Origin of the sequence: Pseudomonas sp. MIL9, from assembly GCF_016887925.1 — a bacterium.
Lineage (GTDB): Bacteria > Pseudomonadota > Gammaproteobacteria > Pseudomonadales > Pseudomonadaceae > Aquipseudomonas > Aquipseudomonas mohnii.
This window is the reverse complement of the sequence record NZ_JAFEHE010000011.1, coordinates 232,634-258,006: the sequence shown is the minus strand read 5'-3', so window position 1 is coordinate 258,006 and position 25,373 is coordinate 232,634. Positions and strand designations below refer to the sequence as shown.

21 protein-coding genes and 3 pseudogenes are annotated in these 25,373 nt (G+C 59.1%); 14 read left to right on the top strand and 10 right to left on the bottom strand.

Annotated elements, in window-relative coordinates; genetic code table 11:
• Nucleotides 1–228: 228 nt before the first annotated feature.
• Together prpB and JQF37_RS14750 are read right to left on the bottom strand one after the other, a co-directional pair.
• Entirely contained in the window at nucleotides 229–1,119 is an 891-nt protein-coding gene (prpB, locus tag JQF37_RS14755) for a methylisocitrate lyase (RefSeq protein ID WP_090323977.1), read from the bottom strand.
• On the bottom strand, nucleotides 1,116–1,832 hold the full coding sequence (locus JQF37_RS14750) for a GntR family transcriptional regulator (RefSeq protein WP_189340169.1): 717 nt from the start codon (nucleotides 1,830–1,832) through the stop codon (nucleotides 1,116–1,118). The genes prpB and JQF37_RS14750 overlap by 4 nt, the downstream gene beginning before the upstream one ends.
• A gap of 303 nt (nucleotides 1,833–2,135) precedes the next feature.
• Between JQF37_RS14750 and JQF37_RS14745 the strand changes: the two genes are divergently transcribed.
• The 4 genes from JQF37_RS14745 to pabB all read left to right on the top strand — a co-directional run bounded on the left by JQF37_RS14745 (nucleotide 2,136) and on the right by pabB (nucleotide 6,742).
• Nucleotides 2,136–2,672, top strand: coding sequence for an ATP-dependent zinc protease (locus JQF37_RS14745; RefSeq protein ID WP_047531528.1), 537 nt, complete (start codon nucleotides 2,136–2,138; stop codon nucleotides 2,670–2,672).
• A 5-nt stretch (nucleotides 2,673–2,677) separates the two neighbouring features.
• Complete coding sequence (locus JQF37_RS14740; protein WP_047531531.1) at nucleotides 2,678–4,213, top strand: inactive transglutaminase family protein; 1,536 nt, start codon at nucleotides 2,678–2,680, stop codon at nucleotides 4,211–4,213.
• A complete protein-coding gene (locus tag JQF37_RS14735; protein ID WP_130203642.1) occupies nucleotides 4,213–5,199 on the top strand; it encodes an alpha-L-glutamate ligase-like protein in 987 nt (328 codons plus the stop codon). The genes JQF37_RS14740 and JQF37_RS14735 overlap by 1 nt, the downstream gene beginning before the upstream one ends.
• Nucleotides 5,200–5,398: 199 nt before the next feature.
• Nucleotides 5,399–6,742: an aminodeoxychorismate synthase component I gene (pabB, locus tag JQF37_RS14730; protein ID WP_130203643.1), complete on the top strand. Its 1,344-nt coding sequence runs from the start codon at nucleotides 5,399–5,401 to the stop codon at nucleotides 6,740–6,742.
• A gap of 124 nt (nucleotides 6,743–6,866) precedes the next feature.
• Here the strand turns inward: pabB and thrH are convergent, their stop codons facing one another.
• Entirely contained in the window at nucleotides 6,867–7,484 is a 618-nt protein-coding gene (thrH, locus tag JQF37_RS14725; protein ID WP_130203644.1) for a bifunctional phosphoserine phosphatase/homoserine phosphotransferase ThrH, read from the bottom strand.
• A gap of 162 nt (nucleotides 7,485–7,646) precedes the next feature.
• Here thrH and JQF37_RS14720 point away from each other — a divergent pair, with 162 nt between their 5' ends.
• The 3 genes from JQF37_RS14720 (at nucleotide 7,647) to JQF37_RS14710 (ending at nucleotide 11,280) form a co-directional block, all read left to right on the top strand.
• Nucleotides 7,647–8,387: a phosphoadenylyl-sulfate reductase gene (locus tag JQF37_RS14720; protein ID WP_103402608.1), complete on the top strand. Its 741-nt coding sequence runs from the start codon at nucleotides 7,647–7,649 to the stop codon at nucleotides 8,385–8,387.
• Between the two features lie 565 nt (nucleotides 8,388–8,952).
• On the top strand, nucleotides 8,953–10,494 hold the full coding sequence (locus JQF37_RS14715) for an NCS1 family nucleobase:cation symporter-1 (protein ID WP_130203645.1): 1,542 nt from the start codon (nucleotides 8,953–8,955) through the stop codon (nucleotides 10,492–10,494).
• A gap of 57 nt (nucleotides 10,495–10,551) precedes the next feature.
• On the top strand, nucleotides 10,552–11,280 hold the full coding sequence (locus JQF37_RS14710; protein WP_130203646.1) for an aspartate/glutamate racemase family protein: 729 nt from the start codon (nucleotides 10,552–10,554) through the stop codon (nucleotides 11,278–11,280).
• A 279-nt stretch (nucleotides 11,281–11,559) separates the two neighbouring features.
• On the opposite strand, the gene JQF37_RS14705 is transcribed toward JQF37_RS14710, so the two are convergent.
• The gene (locus JQF37_RS14705) at nucleotides 11,560–13,722 is read right to left on the bottom strand and encodes a methyl-accepting chemotaxis protein (RefSeq protein WP_130203647.1); all 2,163 of its coding nucleotides are present in this window, start codon (nucleotides 13,720–13,722) and stop codon (nucleotides 11,560–11,562) included.
• A 364-nt stretch (nucleotides 13,723–14,086) separates the two neighbouring features.
• Here JQF37_RS14705 and JQF37_RS31395 point away from each other — a divergent pair.
• From JQF37_RS31395 to JQF37_RS14680, 6 genes and pseudogenes are all read left to right on the top strand, one after another.
• Nucleotides 14,087–14,200, top strand: a pseudogene (locus tag JQF37_RS31395) (hypothetical protein); the annotation flags it as partial.
• A 301-nt stretch (nucleotides 14,201–14,501) separates the two neighbouring features.
• On the top strand, nucleotides 14,502–15,104 hold the full coding sequence (locus tag JQF37_RS14695) for an OmpW family outer membrane protein (protein ID WP_223272602.1): 603 nt from the start codon (nucleotides 14,502–14,504) through the stop codon (nucleotides 15,102–15,104).
• Between the two features lie 11 nt (nucleotides 15,105–15,115).
• A complete protein-coding gene (locus tag JQF37_RS14690; protein WP_130203649.1) occupies nucleotides 15,116–16,363 on the top strand; it encodes an SfnB family sulfur acquisition oxidoreductase in 1,248 nt (415 codons plus the stop codon).
• 234 nt (nucleotides 16,364–16,597) lie between these two features.
• Nucleotides 16,598–16,708 (top strand): annotated as a pseudogene (locus JQF37_RS31835) (helix-turn-helix domain-containing protein); the annotation flags it as partial.
• 179 nt (nucleotides 16,709–16,887) lie between these two features.
• On the top strand, nucleotides 16,888–18,165 hold the full coding sequence (locus JQF37_RS14685; RefSeq protein WP_130203651.1) for an O-acetylhomoserine aminocarboxypropyltransferase/cysteine synthase family protein: 1,278 nt from the start codon (nucleotides 16,888–16,890) through the stop codon (nucleotides 18,163–18,165).
• A gap of 552 nt (nucleotides 18,166–18,717) precedes the next feature.
• The gene (locus JQF37_RS14680; protein WP_090463902.1) at nucleotides 18,718–19,464 is read left to right on the top strand and encodes a 3-oxoacyl-ACP reductase family protein; all 747 of its coding nucleotides are present in this window, start codon (nucleotides 18,718–18,720) and stop codon (nucleotides 19,462–19,464) included.
• Nucleotides 19,465–19,514: 50 nt separating this feature from the next.
• Here JQF37_RS14680 and JQF37_RS14675 read toward each other — a convergent pair whose 3' ends face one another.
• From JQF37_RS14675 to JQF37_RS14650, 6 genes and pseudogenes are all read right to left on the bottom strand, one after another.
• On the bottom strand, nucleotides 19,515–20,210 hold the full coding sequence (locus JQF37_RS14675; protein ID WP_130203652.1) for an HAD-IA family hydrolase: 696 nt from the start codon (nucleotides 20,208–20,210) through the stop codon (nucleotides 19,515–19,517).
• 320 nt (nucleotides 20,211–20,530) lie between these two features.
• The gene (locus JQF37_RS14670) at nucleotides 20,531–20,983 is read right to left on the bottom strand and encodes a glycine zipper domain-containing protein (protein WP_223272605.1); all 453 of its coding nucleotides are present in this window, start codon (nucleotides 20,981–20,983) and stop codon (nucleotides 20,531–20,533) included.
• A 120-nt stretch (nucleotides 20,984–21,103) separates the two neighbouring features.
• A complete protein-coding gene (locus tag JQF37_RS14665) occupies nucleotides 21,104–21,472 on the bottom strand; it encodes a bacteriocin (protein WP_130203653.1) in 369 nt (122 codons plus the stop codon).
• A gap of 311 nt (nucleotides 21,473–21,783) precedes the next feature.
• Complete coding sequence (locus tag JQF37_RS14660) at nucleotides 21,784–21,972, bottom strand: hypothetical protein (RefSeq protein WP_130203654.1); 189 nt, start codon at nucleotides 21,970–21,972, stop codon at nucleotides 21,784–21,786.
• Nucleotides 21,973–22,112: 140 nt separating this feature from the next.
• Nucleotides 22,113–22,331: pseudogene (locus JQF37_RS14655) on the bottom strand (heavy metal-binding domain-containing protein); the annotation flags it as partial.
• Nucleotides 22,332–22,346: 15 nt separating this feature from the next.
• The gene (locus JQF37_RS14650; protein ID WP_130203655.1) at nucleotides 22,347–23,597 is read right to left on the bottom strand and encodes a benzoate/H(+) symporter BenE family transporter; all 1,251 of its coding nucleotides are present in this window, start codon (nucleotides 23,595–23,597) and stop codon (nucleotides 22,347–22,349) included.
• 232 nt (nucleotides 23,598–23,829) lie between these two features.
• On the opposite strand from JQF37_RS14650, the gene JQF37_RS14645 reads away from it, so the two are divergent.
• On the top strand, nucleotides 23,830–25,329 hold the full coding sequence (locus tag JQF37_RS14645) for a PLP-dependent aminotransferase family protein (protein WP_130203656.1): 1,500 nt from the start codon (nucleotides 23,830–23,832) through the stop codon (nucleotides 25,327–25,329).
• Nucleotides 25,330–25,373 lie beyond the last annotated feature (44 nt).

The following is a 25,373-nucleotide window of genomic DNA, read 5'->3' as shown; positions in this document are numbered from 1 at the left end:
CAGTCTTCTTGAATTTGTCAGAGATTCTTTGTCTGTCTACCTGGTTGCCGGACTGTCTGATCGCGTGATCGCTGGATTCCCTGTAGGAGCTAGCTTGCTAGCGATGATGGACGCTGCACCGCGGGGCATCAGGCTCCCCGCGTTATCGTTGACGTCCATCGCGAGCAAGCTCGCTCCTACAGGTACCGTTGCAGTCGCGGCTGCAGGTTTACAGGTACAGGGTGTTCATTACTTCTTCGCCGCAAACAACGCGTCGAGCTTCTGTTCGAAGGTGTGGTAGTCGATGCGATCGTAAAGCTCCATGCGAGTCTGCATGGTGTCGATGACGTTCTGTTGCGTGCCGTCGCGGCGAATCGCGGTGTAGACGTTCTCGGCAGCCTTGTTCATGGCGCGGAAAGCCGACAGCGGGTACAGCACCAGCGATACGTCGGCACCGGCCAGTTGCTCGGTGGTGTACAGCGGTGTCGCGCCGAATTCGGTGATGTTGGCCAGGATCGGCGCTTTCACGCGGCTGGCGAACAGCTTGTACATTTCCAGTTCGGTGATGGCTTCCGGGAACACCATGTCAGCGCCGGCCTCGATGCACGCGGCGGCGCGATCCAGGGCAGATTCCAGACCTTCCACTGCCAGGGCGTCGGTACGGGCCATGATCACGAAGCTGTCATCGGTACGGGCATCGACGGCGGCCTTGATGCGGTCGACCATTTCCTGCTGCGACACGATTTCCTTGTTGGGACGGTGGCCGCAACGCTTGGCGCCGACCTGGTCTTCGATGTGGATCGCCGCCGCGCCGAACTTGATCATCGACTTGACGGTACGGGCGACGTTGAACGCCGAGGAGCCGAAACCGGTGTCCACGTCCACCAGCAGCGGCAGGTCGCAGACGTCGGTGATGCGGCGCACGTCGGTCAGCACGTCATCCAGGCCGGTGATGCCCAGGTCAGGTACGCCAAGGGAACCGGCAGCCACCCCGCCACCCGACAGGTAGATCGCCTTGAAACCGGCGCGCTTGGCCAGCAGCGCGTGGTTGGCGTTGATCGCGCCGACCACTTGCAATGGATGCTCGCTGGCGACCGCATCGCGGAAACGCTGGCCTGGAGTGCTCTTGTTCAAACTCATGACTCACCTCGTTTGGCTGTCGGGTTGGCGCCGTCCTGATAATGACGGGCGATATTGCGTTTGGAAGCGCCGATGTGGCGGCGCATCAACAACTCGGCCAGTTCACCGTCACGGTCGGCGATGGCATCGAGAATTCGGTGGTGCTCGGCGAAGGCCTGGTGCGGGCGATTGGGCGTCGTGGAAAACTGAATGCGGTACATGCGCACCAACTGATACAGCTCGCCGCAGAGCATTTGCGTCAGGGTACGGTTGCCGCTGCCCTGGATGATTCGGTAATGGAAGTCGAAATCGCCTTCCTGCTGGTAATAGCCACGGCCGGCCTGAAACGCCTCATCGCGTTCATGGGTTTCGAGAACCTGGCGCAGTTCGTCGATTTCTTCGAGGGTCATGCGCTCGGCGGCCAGGCGACAGGCCATGCCTTCGAGGGACTCACGGATTTCGTAAAGTTCCAGCAATTCGGCATGGTTCAGCGACACCACCCGAGCACCGACGTGGGGAACACGCACCAGCAGGCGCTGGCCTTCGAGGCGGTGGATGGCTTCGCGCAGCGGACCACGGCTGATGCCATAGGTGCGCGCCAGCTCTGGCTCGGAGATTTTGCTGCCCGGGGCGATCTCACCCTTGACGATGGCCGCCTGAATGCGCCGGAAGACGTTTTCGGAAAGTGTTTCCGAATCATCTTGGGTTACCAGCGGGGGATCGAGTTGATCCAGCATATTGTCGACACCTTGAAAGCTAATGCCGCAAAAACTAGCGAATCAAGGCGTCTTAGTCAAAGGATAATTAGATATTGTCGACAATCGTCTAATAACCGTCTGCACCATCACCACACATGAACCGCTGTTTATAGCCGCCGGTCAGCGCTGGCGCCACAAAACCACCGTGCTAGAATGCCGCCCGCATTTGTTTGCCGCATCTGCACTGTCTGTCATAAAACCCTGATAGGCATACGAGGGAACTTGTGCAGCGATGCCAGGGCCTTGAATCGAAGTACGGACCGCTGCGCACCAGGATTTATGAGACTCAAGCCCTTCCCCACATTCCTTTATTTTCTTTGCCTGCCCGGCTTCGCGGCGGCAGGGGAAAAGACCGTATACGGCCTCAATGAATACGCGTCCCTGGGCGGTATCGACCTCGAAGTGGCCGCCAAGCTTGATACCGGAGCGAAAACCGCTTCCCTGAGCGCCCGCGACATCAAGCGATTCAAACGCAATGGCGAATCGTGGGTGCGTTTCTATCTGGCCATCGACGCCGCCCATTCGCACCCGATCGAACGACCGCTGGCCCGGGTCAGCAAGATCAAGCGTCGAGCCGGCGACTACGACCCGGAAGAAGGCAAGAAATACACGGCCCGCCCGGTGATCGAGCTGGATATCTGCATGGGCTCGGCCCTGCGCAGCATCGAAGTGAACCTGACCGACCGCAGCGCTTTCCAATACCCGCTCCTGATTGGCTCCGAAGCGCTCAAACGCTTCGACGCGCTGGTCGACCCCAGCCTTAAATATGCTGCCGGCAAACCCGCCTGCACCACCGACGCTCATACCGCAGAGTAATTTAAATGCGCTCTCTTACCCTCCATCTGAAACTGCTGATCGCCATCCTGGTGATCCTGGGCATTTCAGTCACGGCCTATCAGATCTTCGTGCTCGGGATCCCGGTCACCGAAGACGCCACCGACGACTTGTGGAACATCGACGCCAAGGTCGAGTTCGTCGCCAGCGCCAAGGACCCGGTCAAGATCCAGATGTTCGTGCCGCCCCTGAGCCGCGACTTCGTCAGCCTCAACGAGAGCTTCATCTCCAATAACTATGGTGTCGCCGTGAACCGGGTCGACGGCAATCGCAAGGTCACCTGGTCGGCACGCCGGGCCAAGGGCAACCAGACGCTGTATTACCGCCTGGTGCTGACCAAGCGGTACTCCGGCGAAAAGTCCAAGGTCAAGGGCCCGACTTTCCGCGACAGCATCGCCGTGGAAGGTCCGGAAAAAATCGCTGCCGAAGCCCTGCTCGCACCGATTCGCCAACACTCGGCCGACGTCGAGACGTTCATCGGCGAAGCCATCAAGCGTGTCAACAATCTCAACGACGACAACGTGAAGCTGCTGCTGGCCGGTGACCCTTCGACCGTGCACAAGGCCCGCATCGTCGAACTGCTGCTGTCCATCGCCCACGTGCCCATCGAGAAAGTCCACACCATTCGCCTGGTGGCCGACCAGCCGCAAACCCCGGAACTCTGGCTGCGCAGCTTCAACGGCACCGACTGGTTGTACTTCAACCCGGAAACCGGTGAACAGGGGCTGCCGACCGACCGCCTGCTGTGGTGGACCGGTGACGAAAACCTGATCACCGTCGATGGCGGCAAAAAGGCCAACGTGACCTTCAGCCTGAACAACAGTGAAATGAACGCCATTCGCCTGGCGAAGCTGACCGACGAAAACACTGACGCCAACTTCCTCGAATACTCGTTGTACGGCCTGCCGCTGCAAACCCAGCAGACCTTCATGATCATGGTGATGATCCCGATCGGCGTACTGGTGATCCTGATCCTGCGCAACCTGGTCGGCCTGCAGACACTGGGCACCTTTACCCCGGTGCTGATCGCCCTGGCCTTCCGCGAGACCCAGCTCGGTTTCGGCATCGTGCTGTTTACCATCATCACTGCGCTGGGGCTGTCGCTGCGTTCCTACCTCGAACACCTGAAGCTGCAGATGCTGCCGAGGCTGTCCGTGGTGCTGACGTTCGTGGTGGTACTGATTGCGGCCATCAGCCTGTTCAGCCACAAGCTTGGCCTGGAGCGCGGGTTGTCCGTGGCGCTGTTCCCGATGGTGATCCTGACCATGACCATCGAACGCCTGTCGATCACCTGGGAAGAACGCGGCGCCAGCCACGCCATGAAAGTGGCGATCGGCACGCTCTTCGCCGCCTCCCTGGCGCACCTGATCATGACCGTGCCGGAGCTGGTGTACTTCGTCTTCACCTTCCCGGCGATCCTGCTGATCATGGTGGGCTTCATGCTGGCGATGGGTCGCTATCGCGGTTATCGCCTGACCGAACTGGTGCGGTTCAAGGCCTTCCTGAAGAAGGCTGACAGCTGATGCTCGGCTTCTGGAAGACCTGGAAGGCCCTGGAAGCGCGGGGCATCATGGGGATCAACCGACGCAACGCGGACTATGTGCTCAAGTACAACAAGCGCAGCCTGTACCCGATCGTCGACGACAAGATCCTCACCAAGGAGCGTGCCATCGCCGCCGGTATTCATGTGCCGGAACTGTATGGCGTGATTTCCACCGAGAAGGAAATCGACAAGCTCGGCGAGATCATCGGCGAACGCAACGACTTCGTGATCAAACCGGCCCAGGGCGCCGGCGGTGACGGCATCATTGTGGTTGCCGACCGCTTCGAGGGCCGCTTTCGCACGGTATCGGGCAAGATCATCAGTCACGAGGAGATCGAGCACCATATCTCCAGCATCCTGACTGGCCTGTACTCCCTCGGCGGGCATCGCGACCGGGCATTGATCGAATACCGGGTGATCCCGGACCAGATCTTCAAGAGCATCAGTTATGAAGGCGTGCCGGACATCCGCATCATCGTGCTGATGGGTTACCCGGTGATGGCCATGCTGCGCCTGCCGACCCGCCAGTCCAGCGGCAAGGCCAACCTGCACCAGGGCGCCATCGGCGTCGGTGTCGACCTGGCCACCGGCCTGACCTTGCGCGGCACCTGGCTGAACAACATCATCAACAAACACCCGGACACCACCAACGCGGTTGACGGCGTGCAACTGCCCTACTGGGACGGCTTCATGAAACTCGCCGCCGGGTGCTACGAGCTGTGTGGCCTGGGCTACATCGGTGTCGACATGGTGCTGGACCAGGAAAAAGGTCCGTTGATCCTGGAGCTCAACGCCCGGCCGGGCTTGAACATCCAGATTGCCAACGACTGCGGCCTGACCCTGCGCACCCATGCGGTCGAAGCGCGACTCGAAGACCTGAAGGCTCGCGGCGTGACCGAAACCGTAGAAGAGCGCGTAGCCTTTGTGCAGGAGATGTTCGGGCATATCCCTGCGGTTGAGGGATAATTAGGGACCGAGGTGCCCCATTCGCGAGCAGGCTCGCTCCCACAGAAGTACTCATTGCATTGTGGGAGCGAGCCTGCTCGCGATGACTGAATCACTCAAGCCTGCCTCCAATCTGCCAATCCCCGACGTCCCCTCTAGGAGCAATTCCCCGAGGGGACTACAATCGCCACCCCGCCTCAACGGCCGATCGCCCTCACTCATGTTGACCTGTTCCGTACACCCGCTTCCCTATCGCGCCAACCCTGCCGAGTACTTCGCGGCCATCCGCCATGCCCCCGGTGCCGTGCTGCTCGACAGCGGCCGGCCGAGTGCCGAACGCGGGCGCTATGACCTGCTCAGCGCCTGGCCGCTGGAACAACTGACGGTATTGCCTGACGAAAGCGGCGCTGATTTCCTGCAACGCCTGCGGGAAAACCTGACGCGGCTCGGCGAAGCGTCCCTGCCTTCGGCCTGTGAACTGCCGTTCGCTGGCGGCTTGATCGGCTACTTGAGCTACGACTTCGGCCGCCATCTGGAACACCTGCCAAGCCAGGCCCTGGACGACCTGCAACTGCCGGATGCGCACTTTGGCCTGTACGACTGGGCGTTGATCAGCGATCACCAACGGCAGACCAGTCAGTTGGTGTTTCATCCGGCGCTGCCGGACAGCGAGCGCGAGCGTTTGATTCAGCTGTTCGAGCAGCCTGCGATTGAACCGGTCGAGGCTTTCAAACTGCAAGGGCCGATGAGTGCCGACCTGAGCGCCGATCAATATCGCCACGCCATCGAGCGCATTCAGCAATACATCCAGGCGGGTGACTGCTATCAGGTCAACTTCGCCCAGCGCTTCCGCGCCCCCTGCCAGGGTGATCCATGGGCCGCGTACTGCGCGTTGCGGGCGGCGTGCCCGACACCGTTTTCCGGCTTCCAGAGCCTGCCCGACGGCGCCGCCGTGCTGAGCCTGTCGCCGGAGCGTTTCGTCAAAGTCAGTGAGCGACGGGTTGAAACCCGGCCGATCAAAGGCACTCGCCCTCGCGGCGTCACACCCGCCGAAGATGCGGCGAATGCCGCCGAACTGCTGGCCAGCGCCAAGGATCGCGCGGAAAACCTGATGATCGTCGACCTGCTGCGCAACGATCTCGGTCGGACCTGCAGAACGGGCTCGGTACGGGTACCGGAATTGTTCAGCCTGGAAAGCTACCCCAACGTGCATCACCTGGTGAGCAGCGTGACCGGCCAATTGGCCGATGATCGCGACGCGCTGGACTTGATCGCCGGCAGCTTCCCCGGCGGCTCGATTACCGGGGCACCGAAAATTCGTGCGATGCAGATCATCGACGAGCTCGAACCGACCCGGCGCGGATTGTATTGCGGCTCGCTGCTGTATCTGGACGTGCGTGGCGAGATGGACAGCTCCATCGCCATTCGCAGCTTGCTGATGAAAGATGGGCAGGTGTGTTGCTGGGGCGGCGGCGGGATTGTCGCCGATTCCGAGTGGCAAGCCGAATATCAGGAATCGATCACCAAGGTGAAGGTGTTGCTCGATACCCTGCAAAGCCTCTAACTCACACCATTCCCTGTAGGAGCGAGCTTGCTCGCGATGAACCTGAAGACCCCGCTCGCGTTCAGACCAGACGCGTGATCGTTGACGCTCATCGCGAGCAGGCTCGCTCCTGCAGGGGGGCGTGTTACAGGCTCAGGGCGCGGTTGGAAGCCTTGATGAATTCCTGTTTCAGGTCTTCAAAGGTGTGCACCGCCGGGAACTGCGGGAACTCGCGGATTACGTTTTCCGGTGCATGGAACAGAATGCCGGCATCGGCCTCGCCCAGCATCGTGGTGTCGTTGTAGGAATCGCCGGCAGCAATCACCCGGTAATACAGGCTCTTGAAGGACAACACCGACTGGCGCTTCGGATCTTTCTGACGCAACTGATAGCTGGTCACCCGGCCGGCATCGTCGGTGATCAGACGATGGCACAGCAAGGTCGGGAAGCCCAGTTGACGCATCAACGGCTGGGAAAACTCGTAGAAGGTGTCCGACAGAATCACCACCTGGAAGCGCTCACGCAGCCAGTTGACGAATTCGATGGCGCCGTCCAGCGGCTTGAGCGTGGCGATCACTTCCTGGATATCAGCGAGCTTCAGGCCGTGTTCGTCGAGAATCCGCAGGCGCTGCTTCATCAACACGTCGTAGTCGGGAATGTCCCGGGTGGTGGCCCTGAGGGATTCGATCCCGGTTTTTTCGGCGAAGGCGATCCAGATTTCCGGGACCAGCACACCTTCAAGGTCCAGACAGGCAATTTCCACAAGACACTCCCATTTGTATTGTTTATTGAGTCGAGCGAGCCCGAACTCTAGCGATTACTCCCCCACCGCGCAACGCAGAGGACACCCCGACCGGCGCAGCTTTTTGTTACCATCGGCCCATATAGAGCGCCCAGCGCCAATGACCTGTAGGAAGCCGCCCTGATGAGCCCAACGTTCGACGTCGTGGAACTCGCCACGACCTATGCCAGTAAATCCGCCCAGGACATCCTGAAACTCGCCTTCGCCGAGTTTGGCGATGACCTGTGGATATCTTTCAGCGGCGCCGAGGATGTGGTGCTGGTGGACATGGCCTGGAAGCTGAACAAGAACGTCAAGGTGTTCAGCCTCGACACCGGTCGCTTGCACCCCGAGACCTACCGTTTCATCGATCAAGTGCGCGAGCACTACAAGATCGACATCGAACTGGTGTCGCCGGACTACACCAAACTTGAACCGTTCGTGAAGGAAAAGGGCCTGTTCAGCTTCTACAAGGACGGCCATGGCGAATGCTGCGGCATCCGCAAGATCGAGCCGCTGCGTCGCAAGCTGTCCGGCGTGAAAGCCTGGGCCACCGGCCAGCGCCGCGATCAGAGCCCCGGCACTCGCAGCGCAGTCGCCGTGATGGAAATCGACGGCGCGTTTTCCACCCCGGAGCGCACCCTGTACAAATTCAACCCGCTGGCACAAATGACCAGCGAAGAGATCTGGGGCTACATCCGCATGCTGGAGCTGCCGTACAACAGCCTGCATGAGCGCGGGTTCATCAGCATCGGCTGCGAACCCTGCACCCGTCCGGTGCTGCCGAACCAGCACGAACGCGAAGGCCGCTGGTGGTGGGAAGAAGCCACGCAGAAGGAATGCGGGCTGCATGCCGGGAACATCATCAGCAAGTCCAAAGCGTAAACCCACAGTAGGAGCGAGCCTGCTCGCGATGAACCCGAGAACGCCGCGGGGCGTCAGGTTTCCAGCGCTATCGTTAACGACCATCGCGAGCAGGCTCGCTCCTGCAGGGGGCGTGCCCCACCCAAAAATGTGTACACAGGAATGTCACCATCAGTGCCATTTATGTGTGCACTTTTAGTTTCCGCGCCCGAAAAAGTTACATCCTGCCTTTCCGACCTTCTGCGTCGACCTTTCCCACAAAGCCTGTCGAAAAATAAATACCTGTTCGAACGGTCAATTTATATCGCCTTTTTTTCAGTTACTTAGCGCCAACTCATAACAAAACGAAATGAGCAGGCGAATTTATAGATTCCTGGCTGGCATAGATCTGGCAAAGGTGCATACATGTTTTGTATACAATCAATTCAAAACATACACACACCAGATCCGCAAGCCTGAAGTGCCCTATCCCGTACAGGCTGCAGATGCCCCGTAACCCATGGTATTCGCCACCCGCGACGAAGATTTGTCGAGCCTTGCGCTCATGCACAGTCATCGCGGCGTCGAGCATCAGGAGCCTGCCGGAATGCGTACAAGTCTCTCCAACAACAATATCGCGCTGGATCTACCCTCCTCCCACGTCACGCACACGCCTGGTGACCCAACCCTGCAATCCCCCGTGGCACTCAGCCCGCGCCTGCACAACAAAGACCTGGCGCCGACCAAGGCCGAAGGCCGGCGCTGGGGTCGCTACAGCATCTTTGCCCTGTGGACCAACGACGTTCACAACATCGCCAACTATTCGTTCGCCATCGGTCTCTATGCCCTGGGCCTGGGCGGCTGGCAGATTCTGCTGTCCCTGGGGATCGGCGCGGCACTGGTGTATTGCTTCATGAACCTCTCCGGCTACATGGGCCAGAAGACCGGGGTGCCGTTCCCGGTCATCAGCCGCATCAGCTTCGGTATCCACGGCGCGCAGATTCCCGCGTTGATCCGCGCCGTTATCGCCATCGCCTGGTTCGGCATTCAGACGTACCTGGCCTCGGTGGTGTTCCGCGTATTACTGACCGCCGTCCACCCCGGTTTCGCCGATTACGACCACAACTCGATCCTCGGTTTGTCGACCCTGGGCTGGGTGTGCTTCGTGGCGATCTGGTTCGTGCAACTGGCGATCCTCGCCTATGGCATGGAGATGGTTCGACGCTACGAGGCCTTTGCCGGGCCGGTGATCCTGCTGACCGTCGCGGCACTCGCCGCGTGGATGTACACCCAGGCCAATGCAACCATCGCCTGGTCGATCCGCGAACCACTGACCGGTGGCGAGATGTGGCGCAACATCTTTGCCGGCGGCGCGCTGTGGCTGGCGATCTACGGCACGCTGATCCTGAACTTCTGCGACTTCGCCCGCTCTTCGCCGTGCCGCAAGACCATCAAGGTCGGCAACTTCTGGGGCCTGCCGGTCAACATTCTGGTGTTTGCCGCGATCACCGTGCTGCTGTGCGGCGCGCAATTCCAGATCAATGGCCACATTATTGAAAGTCCTACAGAAATTATCGCCTCGATCCCCAACACCTTCTTCCTGGTGCTCGGTTGCCTGGCGTTCCTGATCGTCACAGTCGCCGTCAACATCATGGCCAACTTCGTCGCCCCGGCCTTCGTGCTCAGCAACCTGGCGCCGAAATACCTGACATTCCGCCGGGCCGGGCTGATCAGCGCGACCATCGCCGTGTTGATCCTGCCGTGGAACCTCTACAACAGCCCGCTGGTGATCGTGTACTTCCTGTCTGGCCTCGGCGCCCTGCTCGGGCCGTTGTATGGCGTGATCATGGTCGATTACTGGCTGGTGCGAAAAGGTCAGGTCAACGTGCCACAACTCTACAGCGAAGACCCGAACGGCGCCTATTACTACAGCCGCGGGGTCAACTTGCGCGCCGTGGCGGCGTTCATTCCCGCCGCCCTGATCGCCATCGTCCTGGCGCTGGTGCCGGGCTTCCACCTCGTTTCGCCGTTCTCCTGGCTGATCGGCGCCGGGATTGCCGGAATGCTCTACCTGATCATCGCCAAACGCCAACCGCACTACGCCGATGTCAGCGGCGAAGCCATTGCGGTCGACAACGTCAGTCATTAATCACCTGGAGGCCCGGTATGCCCGGGCCGCAGAACCACTGCACTATAAGGACTCCCCATGCGAATTCTCGTGGTCAACGTCAACACCACCGAATCCATCACCCAGGCCATCGCCCGCTCGGCCCAGGCCGTTGCAGCCCCCGGCACGGAAATCGTCGGCCTGACCCCTCACTTCGGTGCCGACTCCATCGAAGGCAACTTCGAAAGTTATCTGGCGGCCATTGCCGTGATGGATCGGGTGATGTCCTACGACCAGCCCTTCGACGCCGTGATTCAGGCCGGCTACGGCGAGCACGGCCGCGAAGGCTTGCAGGAACTGCTTAACGTGCCGGTGGTGGACATCACCGATGCGGCGGCGAGCACCGCGATGTTTCTCGGCCATGCCTATTCGGTGGTCACCACCCTCGACCGCACGGTGCCGCTGATCGAGGATCGCCTCAAACTGTCCGGGCTCTGGGATCGTTGCGCGTCGGTGCGGGCCAGCGGTCTGGCGGTACTTGAACTGGAGCACGAACCGCAACGCGCACTGGAGGCTATCGTGCATCAGGCCGAACTGGCGGTGGCCCAGGACAAGGCCGAAGTGATTTGCCTCGGCTGTGGCGGCATGGCCGGGCTGGATGAACAGATTCGCCAACGCACGGGAGTGCCGGTGGTGGACGGCGTAACGGCGGCGGTGACCATTGCCGAATCCCTGGTGCGGCTCGGGTTGTCGACGTCGAAGGTACGGACTTATGCGACGCCTCGGCCGAAAACCATCATTGGCTGGCCGGGGCGGTTTGGCAGGTAGACCGCGTTATCGTTAATCATCGGAACACCGCCTGAGGCAACCCTCGCTCCCATAGTCAGGTGTCGTATGCATCATTGTGGAACGACACAAAAACTGTGGGAGCCGGAAACACTGCTGAAGGTTTCCATAGCGACCACTATCAACTTTTGGTTTACACAGGGTTACCTGCTCAATGAAGGTAACCATGCGCCTGGGTTAGGGAGGACAAATGCTCAACGGCATCGAAAAATAAAAGGCCTTGGGGTCTGTTTGCGGCAATGGGAAGTACGCGGCAAAGCTTCAAGCAGCATTTTGCCGGGAGTTGTTGCTCACCTCGAACAGCCCCACCAGTTTTTGCAACTTGTTGGCGTCAAGCCTTACCGTTTCCGCACTGGTCTGCAGCACGATCACCGTCTGGCGCATCTCTGCGGATGACTGATCGACCTGTTTGATTGTTTTTCCATAATCAAGGCTGCGCTCATTAAGCTGCTGAATAATGCTGAACATGCTTTCCACTGCCTGATGCAGTTGCACATTTTCCGAGGATGCCTCTTCGGCCAGGCGCAAGCTGTTGTCAACATCCTTGACTCCGTTCTCCATGAATCCCACGGCTATTTGCGTTTCGTTTTGCAGGCCTTCGACCATCTGCCGGATGTCGTCGGCGGCGCGGGATGTTCGTGTGGCCAAGGTTCTGACTTCATCGGCAACCACCGCAAAACCACGACCATGTTCGCCGGCGCGGGCGGCCTCAATGGCGGCGTTCAGCGCCAGCAGATTGGTCTGATTGGTGATGTCGCTGATCAGGCCGGTGATATTGCCGATTTGTGCCATCCGGCTGTCAAGCAACTGCACACTCGAAGAGGACCGCTCCACGACGTCGCGAATTGATTGGGTCCCCACCTGTACCGCGAGAAATTGCTCGCGCGCTCGGCTGACCACTTCATCCATCGCTTGCTTCATTTGTTCGGCACTGGCCGAGGCTTGCTGGATCTCGCCCAACTGCTCTTCGACAATGATCATCATGTGATGCACCGCCTCTGCGACTTCGCTGGAGGTGAGACTGGCATCCTGGCTGCGACCGAGCATCAATTGGTTGGTCTTGCCGACGCTATGGCTGGCCTTGATCACCTGCCCGACAACTGCATCCAGATGGTCGATAAAACTGTTGATCCAACGGCCCATATCTCCGGTTTCATCGTTGGCCATACGCGTGGTATCAAGTCGCTGACGCAGATTGCCCTCGCCTTCAGCGATAGTCCTGATCACACCGGTCATTTCGTTCAGGCGCGCAGCCAACCGCTTCGGGCCAAAAGTGCTGAACAGGACCGCAGCCGCCAGCATGCTCAAAATCTCGCCAGCATCGATCAGGTTCTGCTCCAGACCGCTGTAGTGCTGGACCAGGAAATTGCAGGCGAACAGGCCCACCATGGTTGCCAGGTAAGGTTTCATCAACCCGTAACTCAGCGAACGCCGTCGATAGACTTCCTCCAGATCCGCTTCGCACATCATGCCCCAGCGGTCAGGCGAACCGGGCAGTTGGAAAGTAACGCCCTTGCCGACCACCGGAATGTGCCGGTAGTCCGAGTAACCTGGATAGGTGACGAACAGATTGGAACCGGTTCGAATGGTTTCCCGCACACCTGGGTGCAGTTGCTGGGTCGCCGGGTCGGTGAAGCGCAGTTCCAGTTCTGTGTGGCGCTGCACCTGCACGGTCTTCCAGGGAGTCCGTACGCCCGTTTTGAGGTTCTCGCCGTGGGTGAACGTGCCGTCCTCGAAGCGTGAGCGGGACAGTGCGACACCAGGTTGGATCACCGGATCGAATCGAGACTGAACCATGAACAGGTAGTTATCCCCCGACTCGGCAAAAATATGCCCGGCTTCGCGTTGGATCAGGTCGCCCAAGACATCATTTGGCACGCGGCCGCAGAGACAGCCAAGTACTTTGCCGTCAGCCTTCAAGGGCAGGTAGAACATCAGCGTGACCTCATCGTGAAAGCGCGAGGATGAGGGGCCAATCTGCAAGGTCAGGGGATCACTGTAGGGGCCGTGGAGAAACGGAGCCTTCAAACCTTCGGCCAGTGCTTTGGCGTTGCAGAGGCTGCTTTTGCTATGACCACTCCAAGTCGAGACGATGACTGCGCCTTCTGTATCGACGACAAAGAGTTCGGAAAAATCCTCGGCCTGACCAAGCTTGTCCAGCAGCGAATGATTGTCGAGATGGGAAAAGTCGCGGCTAAGGGTCGTAGCCAGTTCGGACAAGTGCTCCCAGTGCTCCCGAGTCCAATTGTGCAGCAATTTGACTCGGGTTTCGGCGATAGCCTCGAATGTCTGCTCCATCACCGGGTAGACAGGCCGATTGAGTCGGCAGGACCAGCCCATCGCCAGTTTTCCGGTCTTGCCAAACCAGGGTAACCAGCGCTTTTCGGCGGAGGATAACTGCATAGAGTTGCTTGATAGCGACATTCACTTCCCCAAGGGCGACATGCAAGTACCAAACTTGCAGGCAATTACCACGCCAATTCGAAAGCTTGCTATCCATCGCTGACGCTCAAGAGCTCATGACTCAGTGTTGGATTACGCGGGATCCTCCAAGTTGAAGGATGCCCGCGCTTGGTAGCAGCAAAGAGGGGTAGAAGGTCGTTGAGCTCGCTATCCGAATGGAACATTCGTGAATCAAAAAAGTGCACGATGCAATACGTGCTCACTAACAGGGCGGCATACGACTACCCGCATCAGCCGTCAGGGCGAGCAATGGGGCGCCAACGGCACCCCGTACGACAGCCCCGGCAGCGGTACTTCTGTGTTTGAAAACGCAGTGGCCGGCAAGGCCTCGCATAACCCGTTGATCTACAAAGAGCGGATCATCGGCGACCGGGAGATCTACGGCACCGAACCACCTTCTGTCTGGCAGATCGGAAGTGGCAGCCAGCAGACCGCCTGAAAAATCTGATGTCCCCCTACGAAGGCCAGCGCTCGTGCTGGCCTTCGTCTATTGCGCACCACAGTAAACCGACTGTCGGCCCAGCAACAGAACTTCATCAACACTGTCACTCGACAGACACTTTCGCCTAACCATTCCGATTGAAATTCCTTTAAAAACAATAAGTTATAAGATGGCATAAAGCCTGCACCCAGGCCTTGTGCTGCCCTGCATACCGGATGTACGGACGTGGTGGAGCAAACCCTATCTATCGGCGTTGGTAAAACGCAGTCCGTTATATTTGGAATCAAGGAAGTGCTTTATGCAGTATCGATGGCTAAGACGAACAACCCTTGGGGCCCTGCTATGTGTCGCGGCGCCACTGGTCTACGCAGAAAGTCCGTGGCAAGTGCGCGTAGGCATCAGTGACATTGTGCCGACCTCCGACCCTGGCAACATCTCCCCCGGGACGATCGACATCAATAGTTCTGTCGGGCCAACCTTCAATATCGCCTACTTCCTCACCCCCAATTGGGCCATCGACCTACTGGGCGGCCTACCGTTCAAGCACGACATCAAGCTCAACGGAGACAAGGTTGGCAGCACCCGCCACTTGCCGCCGATTGTTTCTCTTCAGTACCACTTCTTGCCCGGCGCCAAAGTGCAGCCCTTCGTAGGCGTAGGCATCAACTACACCCACTTCTTCGACGAGCACCTGGACAACGGCACCAAACTTGAGCTCTCCGACTCGTGGGGCGCAGCCTTTCAGGCCGGAGTGGATTTCGCCATCGACGAACACTGGAGTCTGGGCACCGATGTGCGTTACGCGAAGATCAACAGCGACGTAAAAATCGCTGGCACCAAGGTCGGCAGTGTCGATGTCGACCCCACCATCTACACCCTTAATCTCGGCTACCGCTTCTAAAGGAAATAATCATGAGCTCATTACCTAAAGTCGATACCGCCAGCCTGAGCGATCCGTACCTGCAGATCCAGTCAAAAACACCCGCCACTCGCCTGGAAAGCGAGGCCCAGGCCATTGATGCCGCCAAGCGCCTGGCCAACCAGTTCGCCCAAGAGACGATCCAGCGCGACCGTGAACGCCGACTGCCATTCGCCGAACTGGACTCCTATTCACAAAGCGGCCTGTGGAGCATCATCGTGCCCAAGTCGTTCGGCGGTTTAGGGGCCAGCTACCGCACAGTGGCCGAAGTATTCAAGCTGATCGCGGCCGCCGATGCTTCGCTGGGGCAATTGCCTCAGAACCATTTTGTCATTCTCGCCCACATTGCTCTGGACGGCACCGAGGAGCAGAAGCGCTTTTTCTTCGACCTCGCGCTGTCCGGCACTCGCTTTGGCAACGCCTTCTCCGAACGTGGCGGGCGCAACGTTGCAGAGTTCCAGACAAAAATCAGCGCAGAGGGCGACGACTTCATCGTCGAAGGGCAGAAGTTTTTCTCCACCGGGGCCTTACTGGCGCACTGGATTCCAATCGTCGCGGTCAATGATGAAGGCTTGCCGCATCTGGCCATCGTCCCGCGCGATACCTCAGGGCTCAAGGTAGTCAACGACTGGTCCAGCTTCGGCCTGCGCACCACCGCAAGCGGCACAGTGCTGATCGACAAGGTCCGCGTACCAGCCAGTCATGTCATCCCGATCTGGCGCGCATTTGCCAACCCTACCGCTGCAGGGCCGATCTCCCAGTTCCTCCAGGCCGCCATCGACGCAGGCCTTGCCCGCAGTGCCCTGGAAGACGCCCTGAAATACGTGCGCAGCTTCACTCGGCCCTGGATTGACTCAGGCCTGGAAGCCGCCACGCAAGATCCTTATATCCTGCAGCAAGTGGGCGATGTCCAAGTTCGGTTACGCGCCGCGGAAGCGGTGCTCGACCTTGCTGCCGACGCCATTGATCACGCCTTGCTTGAGCCGAGTGAAGACAGTGTTGCACAGGCATCCATCCTGACTGCCGAAGCCAAGATTCTCACCACTGAGGTCGCTATTCTTGCCAGCAACAAGTTGTTTGAACTGGCAGGTACTCGCGCGACATTAGAGGAATATGGCCTTGATCGTCATTGGCGTAACGCTCGAACCCATACCCTCCACGATCCTGTGCGTTGGAAGTTCCATGCGATAGGTAACTACGTGCTAAACAATATAAAGCCCCCTCGTCACCCATGGCTTTAATCCCAGGTTTCGTTAGAGCCTGAAAAAGACCGTAAATCAGGCCTGATGAAAACCAAGCCGCCATAACGATGCCCGTATCGCAATAGACGGGCATTTTTCACCGCCCTCTTCGGTAGAGAATGAGTGAGCCTGCAAATGGCTTGGAACTGTCAGTGTTGCCGCTGACCGAAAACTGACCTGGGTGCTCAACTATTTCCGTTCACTTTTCGAGCAGGAGGACACAGGGTGATCGGCATGGAAATGTTGGGAAAAATCCAGCGGAAATATTTCCGCGACAAGCGCTCGCGCAACCAGATAGCCAAGCGTACTGGGCGGTCAAGAAACACCATCCGAAAATGGGTCAGATGGCACTGGCGTCCTGTTGAGCGAGCGGCGCTTGTACCAGGGCGCTTTCGTCTGACCGAGCAAGGGTGCTGAACAACATCAGCAAAAAGTGGACAATACCGACTCGGAACTGGGTATCGGTTTAATCGAAGTTCTGTTGACACAACATCCGGGACGCTTAAAGGAGATCGATAAAAATCATGAAAGACGCAACCATCGCGCTGCACCACGGCTTCAAGTCGGACCCGACCACCAAGGCCGTCGCCGTGCCGATCTATCAGAACGTCGCCTTCGAATTCGATAACGCCCAGCACGGCGCCGACCTGTTCAACCTGGACGTGCCCGGCAATATCTACACGCGGATCATGAACCCCACCAACGATGTGCTGGAGCAACGCATTGCCGCCCTCGAAGGTGGTATCGCGGCCCTGGCCGTCTCGGCTGGCAGTGCCGCAATTCACTATGCGATCCAGACCCTGACCCGCGCCGGTGACAATATCGTCACCACCCCGCAACTCTATGGTGGTACGTACACCCTGTTCGCTCACCTTCTGCCGAGCTTCGGCGTGGATGTTCGTTTTGCCCGAAACGACTCCGCCGAGGCCATCGCAGAACTGATCGATGACAACACCAAGTTGGTGTACTGCGAAAGCATCGGCAACCCGGCGGGCAATATCATCGACCTGGAAGCTCTAGCCGATGTCGCTCACGCCCGTGGTGTGCCACTGATGGTTGACAACACCGTGGCTACGCCGATCCTGTGCAAGCCGATCCAGTTCGGTGCCGACATTGTCGTGCACTCGGTGACCAAATATGTCGGCGGCCACGGCAATTCCCTGGGGGGTGTGATCGTCGACAGCGGCACCTTCCCCTGGAGCCAATACCCGGAAAAATTTCCCGGTCTCAACCAGCCCGAACCGGCGTATCACGGCGTGGTGTACACCGAGAAATTCGGCCCCGCCGCCTTCATCGCGCGCGCCCGCACTGTGCCACTGCGCAACACTGGAGCGGCGCTGGCACCGATGAACGCGTTCCTGCTACTGCAAGGCCTGGAAACCCTGGCACTGCGCATGGAACGACACACCGAAAACGCCATGAAGGTTGCGCAATTCCTGCAAGGTCACGCTGAGGTTGAATGGGTCAGTTACGCCGGCCTGCCGGACCATCCACACCACGCACTGGCGCAGAAGTACATGCAGGGCAAACCATCGGCGATCCTGTCGTTTGGCTTGAAGGGCGGCTATGAAGCAGGTGTCCGTTTCTACGACGCTCTGCAAATTTTCAAACGCCTGGTGAACATCGGTGACGCGAAGTCTCTGGCCTGCCATCCGGCCTCTACTACCCATCGGCAGATGAACGAACAGGAACAAGCGAAGGCCGGGGTGAAGCCAGAAATGATTCGTCTTTCGGTAGGCATTGAGGCGATTGAAGACCTGATAGACGACTTGCAGCAAGCGCTGGATTCAACTCATCTCTGAGGGCGAGCAGCATGCATGCTGCAGGGATGTCGGCTTGGATTTGCCCAGACAAAAAGGATGATGGACTCACCCTGGAGAACTGGGTGCCTTGATGCATGTCAGAAAACTCCACGCCAACTGGGGGCGTGGAGTTGGAGGGTAACAGGACTTCATTGCTTGGCGTTTTTCATCTGCGCTTCTGGCATCGCCGAGGAAGAGTGATTGATAATCTTCCTCTGACCGCCGACCTTCAATCGACTATAAAAAGTCGCCTCTCCTTAAACTTTTCAATACACCCCCTAACCAACCAAACATTGCTAACTCATCGTTTTTTCAATCATTTTTTGGCGGCACCACAGACGTCTTGAATCTATCTTAATATGGCTTCGTCTTAGTAATTTCGATAATTAATGCAGTTCCGCTACATCTTCTGAAGACCTGTTTATTCCAAGATCTTGATTAGCTCAGACTTGATTTTGTTTTTTATTGAGCACTGAAGACAGCGTGCAATCCCGAATCGATACTAGGCTCCCTCAACCAAGGCAATCTCGCCTCGGGACTTTGGAGATCGATATGACTACTCAGAACCTCAGCGGCAAAGTGGCTTTGATTCAAGGCGGTTCCCGTGGCATTGGCGCAGCCATCGTCAAGCGACTGGCCGCTGAAGGCGCAACCGTCGCCTTTACCTATGTCAGCTCCACGGCCAAGGCCGAAGCGTTGCAGAACAGCATCATCGCTGACGGCGGCAAAGCCCTGGCCATCAAGGCTGACAGCGCCGACGCCGACGCCATTCGTGGCGCCGTGACCGCCACGGTAGACGCCTTCGGACAGCTGGATATCCTGGTCAACAACGCTGGCGTGCTGGCCGTTGCGCCACTGGAGGATTTCAAACTCGAAGACTTCGACCAGACCCTGGCTATCAACGTGCGCAGCGTGTTCATCGCCACCCAGGCCGCCGCCCGGCACATGACCGCTGGCGGTCGGATCATCAACATCGGCAGCACCAATGCCGATCGCATGCCCTTTGCCGGTGGTGGCCCATACGCCATGAGCAAGTCGGCACTGGTCGGCCTGACCAAGGGCCTGGCCCGCGATCTTGGCCCGAAAGGCATCACCATCAACAACGTGCAACCGGGACCGGTCGACACGGACATGAACCCGGCCGACGGTGACTTCGCCGACAGCCTGATTCCATTGATGGCCGTCGGCCGTTATGGCAAAGCCGAAGAGATTGCCAGTTTCGTCGCCTACCTCGCCGGCCCCGAGGCGGGCTACATCACCGGTGCGAGCCTGACCATCGATGGTGGTTTCGGCGCCTGATGCATTAGACGTCAATCAAATGTGGGAGCTTGCTCCCACATTGTCCATTATCAGGCCCACTCGAGCGCCGGCAAACCACAAGCACTTGGCTTGAATGCTTTCAACGTACGAAGAATGCCATCGGCGTGTGCGTATTTTTCGTCAGCCATTGCCGCATCGGGAATGGCAATCGCCGTCATCCCCGCCGCTTTCGCCGCCGTGACACCGAAGGGTGAATCTTCGAACACCAGGCAATCCTGCGGGGCGACACCCAGGCGCCGGGCTGCGGTGAGAAAAATATCCGGCGCCGGTTTGGCTGCACCGACTTCCGGGTCATCGGCCGTGACGATGGTGTCGAACAGCGCGAACCAGTCGCGGTGCAAGGTGGTTTTCTGACCGAACGACTGGCTCGAAGAGCTGGTGCCCACCGCAATGGGGACATTGTTGGCCTTCAGATGCCGTACCAGTTCCTGTGCGCCAGGCATGGCCAGCGCGGTAGGAAAACGCTCGCGCATCAGGGGTTCGCGCATCACCAGAAACTCTTCGGCAGTCATGGGCAGATCCAGCGCCTCGACCACATAGCGCGCCAGATCGTCCGCGCCACGACCGATGATGTTCTGCTTGACGCGCCAGTCGAAAGTCCGCCCATAGCGCCCGGCAATGATAGACGTGACCTCGGTGTAGATGCCCTCGGTGTCCAGCAACAAGCCGTCCATATCGAATATCACAGCCTTGATCGGGCCGAATTCATCCAGCGGTGCATTCATCGCATCTGATCCGTTTTCAACGACATCCCAGGCGGCTCGGTGACGGCCGGCTCGATGACTGATTAAAGGTTTCAGCAGCATAGCGAGCGCAGTTGGCTCAGGGCAACGGGCAAAATTCGAAGGGCGGCTGTCGTTCGCGTTCGCACCCGTGCCGTGGAGATCGTCGGCGGGAGGATCGACCGCCAGTCAACTCGGCTCGCCGCAAGCTCTTGGGGATGTATGACGTTCGAGACGACCTTCAGTCAAACATTCCTGCGCCCTGCTGACGGAAACGAAAAACCCGGCGCCTGGCCGGGTTCTGGGGGGAGTGCGATGTCCCATCAGTGATGTTTGTTTCTGTGTTTATTCTTGTGTTTATGACCCCCACCGGAATGGGAACTGCCGTTGTCGCTCCCCAGATTGTTGCCGACCGCACCACCCGCTGCCCCGCCCAGGCCTGCGCCGATGGTCGATCCGGTGGAGCCGCCGAGGCTGTTGCCGATCACCGAGCCACCTGCGGAACCCAATCCACCGCCAATCGCGGCTTCCGTACGACTGCCCTTGGGCGCGCCGACCGCGCTGCCTGCCGCACCACCTACACCGGCACCGATAGCGGCCCCCGTGCTGCCACCCATTTGCCCACCGACCACGTTACCCAGCGCACCACCAAGACCACCGCCGACCGCCGCCGTACCGTCACCGGCCGCCATCGCCAGTGGTGTGAGCAACAGGCCTAAAACCAGCGCTGGCAACCTCAAACGGCCGGACATCTTCACTTCCTTGCCTTCAGTCATAGCTGTCATGGTGAACCTCGCATTCAATGGGCTTAACACTTGGAGGCAACGTAGAGAAAATCGTTCATAAACGAAAAAGCCCGGCATCGAGCCCGGGCTTTTTCAGTCAGCCGATCAGGATCAGTGACGCTTGTGACCATTGGCCAGATTGCTGCCGACGCCGCCGCCCAATGCACCACCCAGACCTGCACCGATAGTCGAACCGGTCTTGCCGCCCAGGCTGTTACCGATCACCGAACCACCGGCCGCGCCAACGCCACCGCCGATGGCAGCGCTGGTGCGATGGCCTTTCTTGGCTGCAACAGCACTGCCCGCCGCGCCAGCTACGCCAGCACCGATCGCTGCGCCGGTGCTGCCACCCATGCTCTGGCCCACGACGCTACCCAACGCGCCGCCCAAACCGCCACCAACGGCAGCAGTGCCGTCGCCAGCCATTGCACCTTGAGCAACCAGAAGACCCAGAACCAAAGCAGGCAGAGTGAAACGCATGACAAAAACCTCAAAAAAGGGTGTAAATCGAAAGGGGCGAGATTGAATGCTTTAGCGACAAAAAAGTCCAGACAGGCGTGCGCTCAACCTCGTTATTGGCGACGGTTGGACAGCATTTATCGAAAAGGTTTTATGCCAGGCAAAAAAAAGCCCGCTGGGGAACGGGCAGGGTGTTGCTTTCTAACGGATGAGTTGAGCCTACGTAAGGCGTTGTGAAAACTTTGTGAAAGATAATTCGCAGAAACAAACAGTTAAACAATCCGCCAGACATAAAAAAACCCCGTTCGATGACGGGGTCTGCTGGCGGTTCATCACTTCCTGACCGGTGCCGCTATCCTGGGTAAAAATTTGGCTTTCAACAGTCGGCGCGCCCTGGATTTGATCTTGTCGACCTCGGTCTGATCTTCACCGAAACTCGCAACATAGGCCGTCTGCCCACACTGCACGCAATTGTTGATCGGAAACTCTGCCCCGTCGTCTTCAATGTACGGATCAGCCATCTCTTCACCCCTCTCAAATGCGTGATCGATACCGGCAAGCCGTTTGCCTGAAAAATACCGATCACGAAGCCTTTGAGACTAGCCGGTCATTACTGGACTTGTTATTCAGCTTGCCGGGTGCCCGACGAATGGCCCACGCGTCACCTGAGCTTCACCGCCGTACCGGTGACAAACACCACGACCATTCCCCCCTTCCCGGCCGGCATGGCGATCTCATAATTGAGCCCCACCACAGCATCCGCTTGAAGCGCCTGGGCCCGATCCTTGATTTCGTCAGTGGCGCGGATTCGTGCTTCCTGCAGCGCACGCTCCAATGTCCGGGAGCGACCACCGAAGAAGTCGCGCATTCCGGCGAAGATCCAGTTGAGCGACCATCAGTGATTGGCGCCTTTGGTGGTTACTACGGTGTCGGCCGCCGGAATGACCCGCGCCTCGCGACGCGGCAAGCGGCCATTGAGCAAGACGTAGGCCGCCAGACCGATCAGCAACCCCCAGAACGCCCCACCGATCCCCAGCAAGGTGATGTTCGCGGCGGACGCCAGAAAAGTGATCAGCGAGGCTTCGCGGGATTTGACCTCAGCCATGGCGCTGGCCAGGCTGGCGCCGATAGTGCCAAGCAGGGCCAGCCCGGCCAGCGTCGTAATGAAGGTGGCCGGGAGTGCCATGAACACGGCGGCGAGGGTCACCCCGAAAATCCCGACGAGAACGTAGAACACGCCTGCGGCAACCCCGGCGATCCAGCGCCTGGACGGATCCTCCGAGGCTTCCTTGCCGGTGCAGATGGCCGCCGTGATGGCCGCGACGTTGAAGGCGTGAGAACCGAAGGGCGCCATCAGCAATGAGCCCAACCCTGTGACCGTCAGGACAGGATTGGCGCTGGTGCTGAAACCATCGTTGCGCAGCACCAGCATGCCCGGCATGTACTGGCCGGTGAGTGTGATCAGAAACAGCGGCAGCGCCACGCTGAGCAACGCATTGATCGAGAACTCAGGCCGAGTGAATACCGGTGCCGCGAATTGCAGCTCCAGCCCGGAAAGATCCACACGCCCCTGCGTCAGGAGAAACGCCAGCCCCAGCAGCAGAATGCCCACCACTGCGTAGCGTGCGGTAAAGCGCTTGAGCACAACGTAAGCGGCAATCAGTAACGCGACCAACGCGGGGTCAATACTCATGCCACCAAACGCGCCGATACCGAACTGCAGCAGGATACCGGCCAGCAGCCCCGCCGCCACGCCCGGCGGAATCAAGCGGATGATTTTTTCGAAACAGCCGGACAAACCCAGCAGTACGAAGGCGGCGGCCGAAATGATGTATGCACCCACAGCCTCGGCGTAGGGCGTGGTGGACAGTGCGACGACCAGAAAGGCCGCAGCGGGTGTCGACCAGGCCGTAATGATCGGCTCACGGCTTGTCCAACTGAGAAACAGCCCGGTAATACCCACGCCAATCGACACCGACCACACCCACGACGCCGTCAGCTCGGGGCTGAGCCCGGCGACCTTGGCGGCCTGAAAGACCAGGATGAACGTGCCGCCATAGTTGACGATGACTGAAATCAGCCCGGCGACAATCGGATGCACAAGGTCGCGTAGACGCAGGGTGGATGAGGATGGTGAAGAAGACATGATGGCTTTGCTCCTTGCGAAACGAAGTGTTCGGCCTCGAGTGAGGATGATTTACGGCAACGCCGTCGGACCTGCGTCGTAGTCGTGTGACCTGGCCATGGCTGAGTCACCGCTGTTCAAAATCGCTCGCAACGTTCGTGCTTGCCCCGCACAAAGGCCGTGGCGAGGGGTGAATTCTACGGATAGACTGGCCTGCCGTTGCAGGCCAATTTATTGAAACAAGGCAGACCGCATGGCGAAAACGTTCGAACTGGAAACGCTGAAAATGCGCCTCAACGACGCTGAGTTTCAGTTGCTGGATCTGCACCAGCGGATTCAGCGCGCGCTGCGTGAGCTGATCCTCGACGGCGCCCTTGACCCTGGTTTGAAGCTGCCCGCGACTCGGGTGTTGGCCAAGTCACTCGGGATTGCCCGCGACACCGTGGAGAATGCCTACGTGCAACTGCACCGGGACGGTTTTATCGTGCGGCGCGAGGGGGCCGGCAGTTATGTCAGCGACACGGTGGGCACTGAATTGCGAGGCGTGACACGTCGCCGCATCAAGGCCCAAGCAGTCAAAAGCAGCCAGGCGGCACCGGGGGCGGGCTTGAGCCAGCGCGGGCGGATGATCCTCGACAGTGGCGGTGTGAACGATCAGCAGGTGATCAGGGCATTTGCGACCGGCCTGCCGGAAACCCGCACCTTCCCCACCGATGTCTGGGAGCGCCTGCAACGCCGGGTCATGAAGGAGTATCGCGCCAATGTGCTGTTGCATGGCGACCCGCAAGGAGCCGAGCCGTTGCGCAAGGCGATTGCTACCTACTTGAACCTTGAGCGCGGGGCCAAATGCACCCCCGACCAAATCATGGTGTTGAGCAGCACTCGCCAGGCCCTTTTTCTGTGTGCGCAGTTGTTGGTGGATGTCGGCAAACCGATCCTGCTGGAAAACCCGGGTTACTACGGCGCCAGGAAGGCCTTTGAAACCGCCGAGACCAGGGTTCTGCCCATTGATGTCGATGAACGGGGCATACGCACCGACCTGCTGTACGCCGACCGCAGCGGCGCCCATTGCGTCTATGTCACGCCGTCTCATCAATACCCCACCGGCGCGACCCTGCCGCTGGAGCGTCGTCTTGAGTTGATCAACTGGGCGGCGCAGCAGGGCAAATGGGTCATCGAAGATGACTACGACAGCGAGTTTCACTACGACGGACAGCCGACCGCCTGCGTACAAGGCCTGGACAAGTACCAGCGCACGCTCTACATCGGCACCTTCAGCAAGACCCTCTACCCAGGGTTGCGAATGGGCTACATGGTACTGCCCCACGCGTTGATCAAAGCCTTCACCTATGCGCGCAGCATGATGGACGGTCACACACCGCAAATCCTGCAACTGACCCTGGCGCGCTTTATGGAAGATGGCCATTACAACGCCCATATCCGGGCCATGCGCAAGCTGTATGCCGGGCGCCGCACCAGCCTGCTCGATGCGATCGGCAAGCATTTGGACGGCATCGTGACCGCCTTGCGCCCTCCCGGCGGACTGCAAATCCCCTGCCTGCTGCGCGATGGCTGGTCTGAGGAAAAAACCATCCGCCAAGCGGCCAGCGCGGGCATACAGCTTTCCGGCCTGAGCCGTTTGTACGCCGGCGAGAAGAAGAAACAAGGCTGGCTATTGGGTTACTCGTCCTTGACCGCTTATGAAATCGAAGCGGCCATGCAGCGCCTGGCCCATGCACTGAAAACCCGGTAGGGCAATGTCCGGCATTGGCACGCCTCGCTTCGACACTGGGGTAA

Bases quoted from the DNA above. Each gene is read 5' to 3' on its own strand.
- JQF37_RS14715 (WP_130203645.1), top strand. From the start codon at position 8,953: ATGCGTACAAGTCTCTCCAACAACAATATCGCGCTGGATCTACCCTCC.
- JQF37_RS14745 (WP_047531528.1), top strand. From the start codon at position 2,136: ATGAGACTCAAGCCCTTCCCCACATTCCTTTATTTTCTTTGCCTGCCC.
- JQF37_RS14685 (WP_130203651.1), top strand. From the start codon at position 16,888: ATGAAAGACGCAACCATCGCGCTGCACCACGGCTTCAAGTCGGACCCG.
- JQF37_RS14740 (WP_047531531.1), top strand. From the start codon at position 2,678: ATGCGCTCTCTTACCCTCCATCTGAAACTGCTGATCGCCATCCTGGTG.
- JQF37_RS14665 (WP_130203653.1), bottom strand. From the start codon at position 21,472: ATGCGTTTCACTCTGCCTGCTTTGGTTCTGGGTCTTCTGGTTGCTCAA.
- JQF37_RS14705 (WP_130203647.1), bottom strand. From the start codon at position 13,722: ATGTCGCTATCAAGCAACTCTATGCAGTTATCCTCCGCCGAAAAGCGC.
- JQF37_RS14735 (WP_130203642.1), top strand. From the start codon at position 4,213: ATGCTCGGCTTCTGGAAGACCTGGAAGGCCCTGGAAGCGCGGGGCATC.
- JQF37_RS14660 (WP_130203654.1), bottom strand. From the start codon at position 21,972: ATGGCTGATCCGTACATTGAAGACGACGGGGCAGAGTTTCCGATCAAC.
- JQF37_RS14720 (WP_103402608.1), top strand. From the start codon at position 7,647: ATGAGCCCAACGTTCGACGTCGTGGAACTCGCCACGACCTATGCCAGT.
- JQF37_RS14645 (WP_130203656.1), top strand. From the start codon at position 23,830: ATGGCGAAAACGTTCGAACTGGAAACGCTGAAAATGCGCCTCAACGAC.
- JQF37_RS14650 (WP_130203655.1), bottom strand. From the start codon at position 23,597: ATGTCTTCTTCACCATCCTCATCCACCCTGCGTCTACGCGACCTTGTG.
- pabB (WP_130203643.1), top strand. From the start codon at position 5,399: ATGTTGACCTGTTCCGTACACCCGCTTCCCTATCGCGCCAACCCTGCC.
- JQF37_RS14690 (WP_130203649.1), top strand. From the start codon at position 15,116: ATGAGCTCATTACCTAAAGTCGATACCGCCAGCCTGAGCGATCCGTAC.
- JQF37_RS14670 (WP_223272605.1), bottom strand. From the start codon at position 20,983: ATGACTGAAGGCAAGGAAGTGAAGATGTCCGGCCGTTTGAGGTTGCCA.
- prpB (WP_090323977.1), bottom strand. From the start codon at position 1,119: ATGAGTTTGAACAAGAGCACTCCAGGCCAGCGTTTCCGCGATGCGGTC.
- JQF37_RS14675 (WP_130203652.1), bottom strand. From the start codon at position 20,210: ATGAATGCACCGCTGGATGAATTCGGCCCGATCAAGGCTGTGATATTC.
- JQF37_RS14695 (WP_223272602.1), top strand. From the start codon at position 14,502: ATGCAGTATCGATGGCTAAGACGAACAACCCTTGGGGCCCTGCTATGT.
- JQF37_RS14680 (WP_090463902.1), top strand. From the start codon at position 18,718: ATGACTACTCAGAACCTCAGCGGCAAAGTGGCTTTGATTCAAGGCGGT.
- JQF37_RS14710 (WP_130203646.1), top strand. From the start codon at position 10,552: ATGCGAATTCTCGTGGTCAACGTCAACACCACCGAATCCATCACCCAG.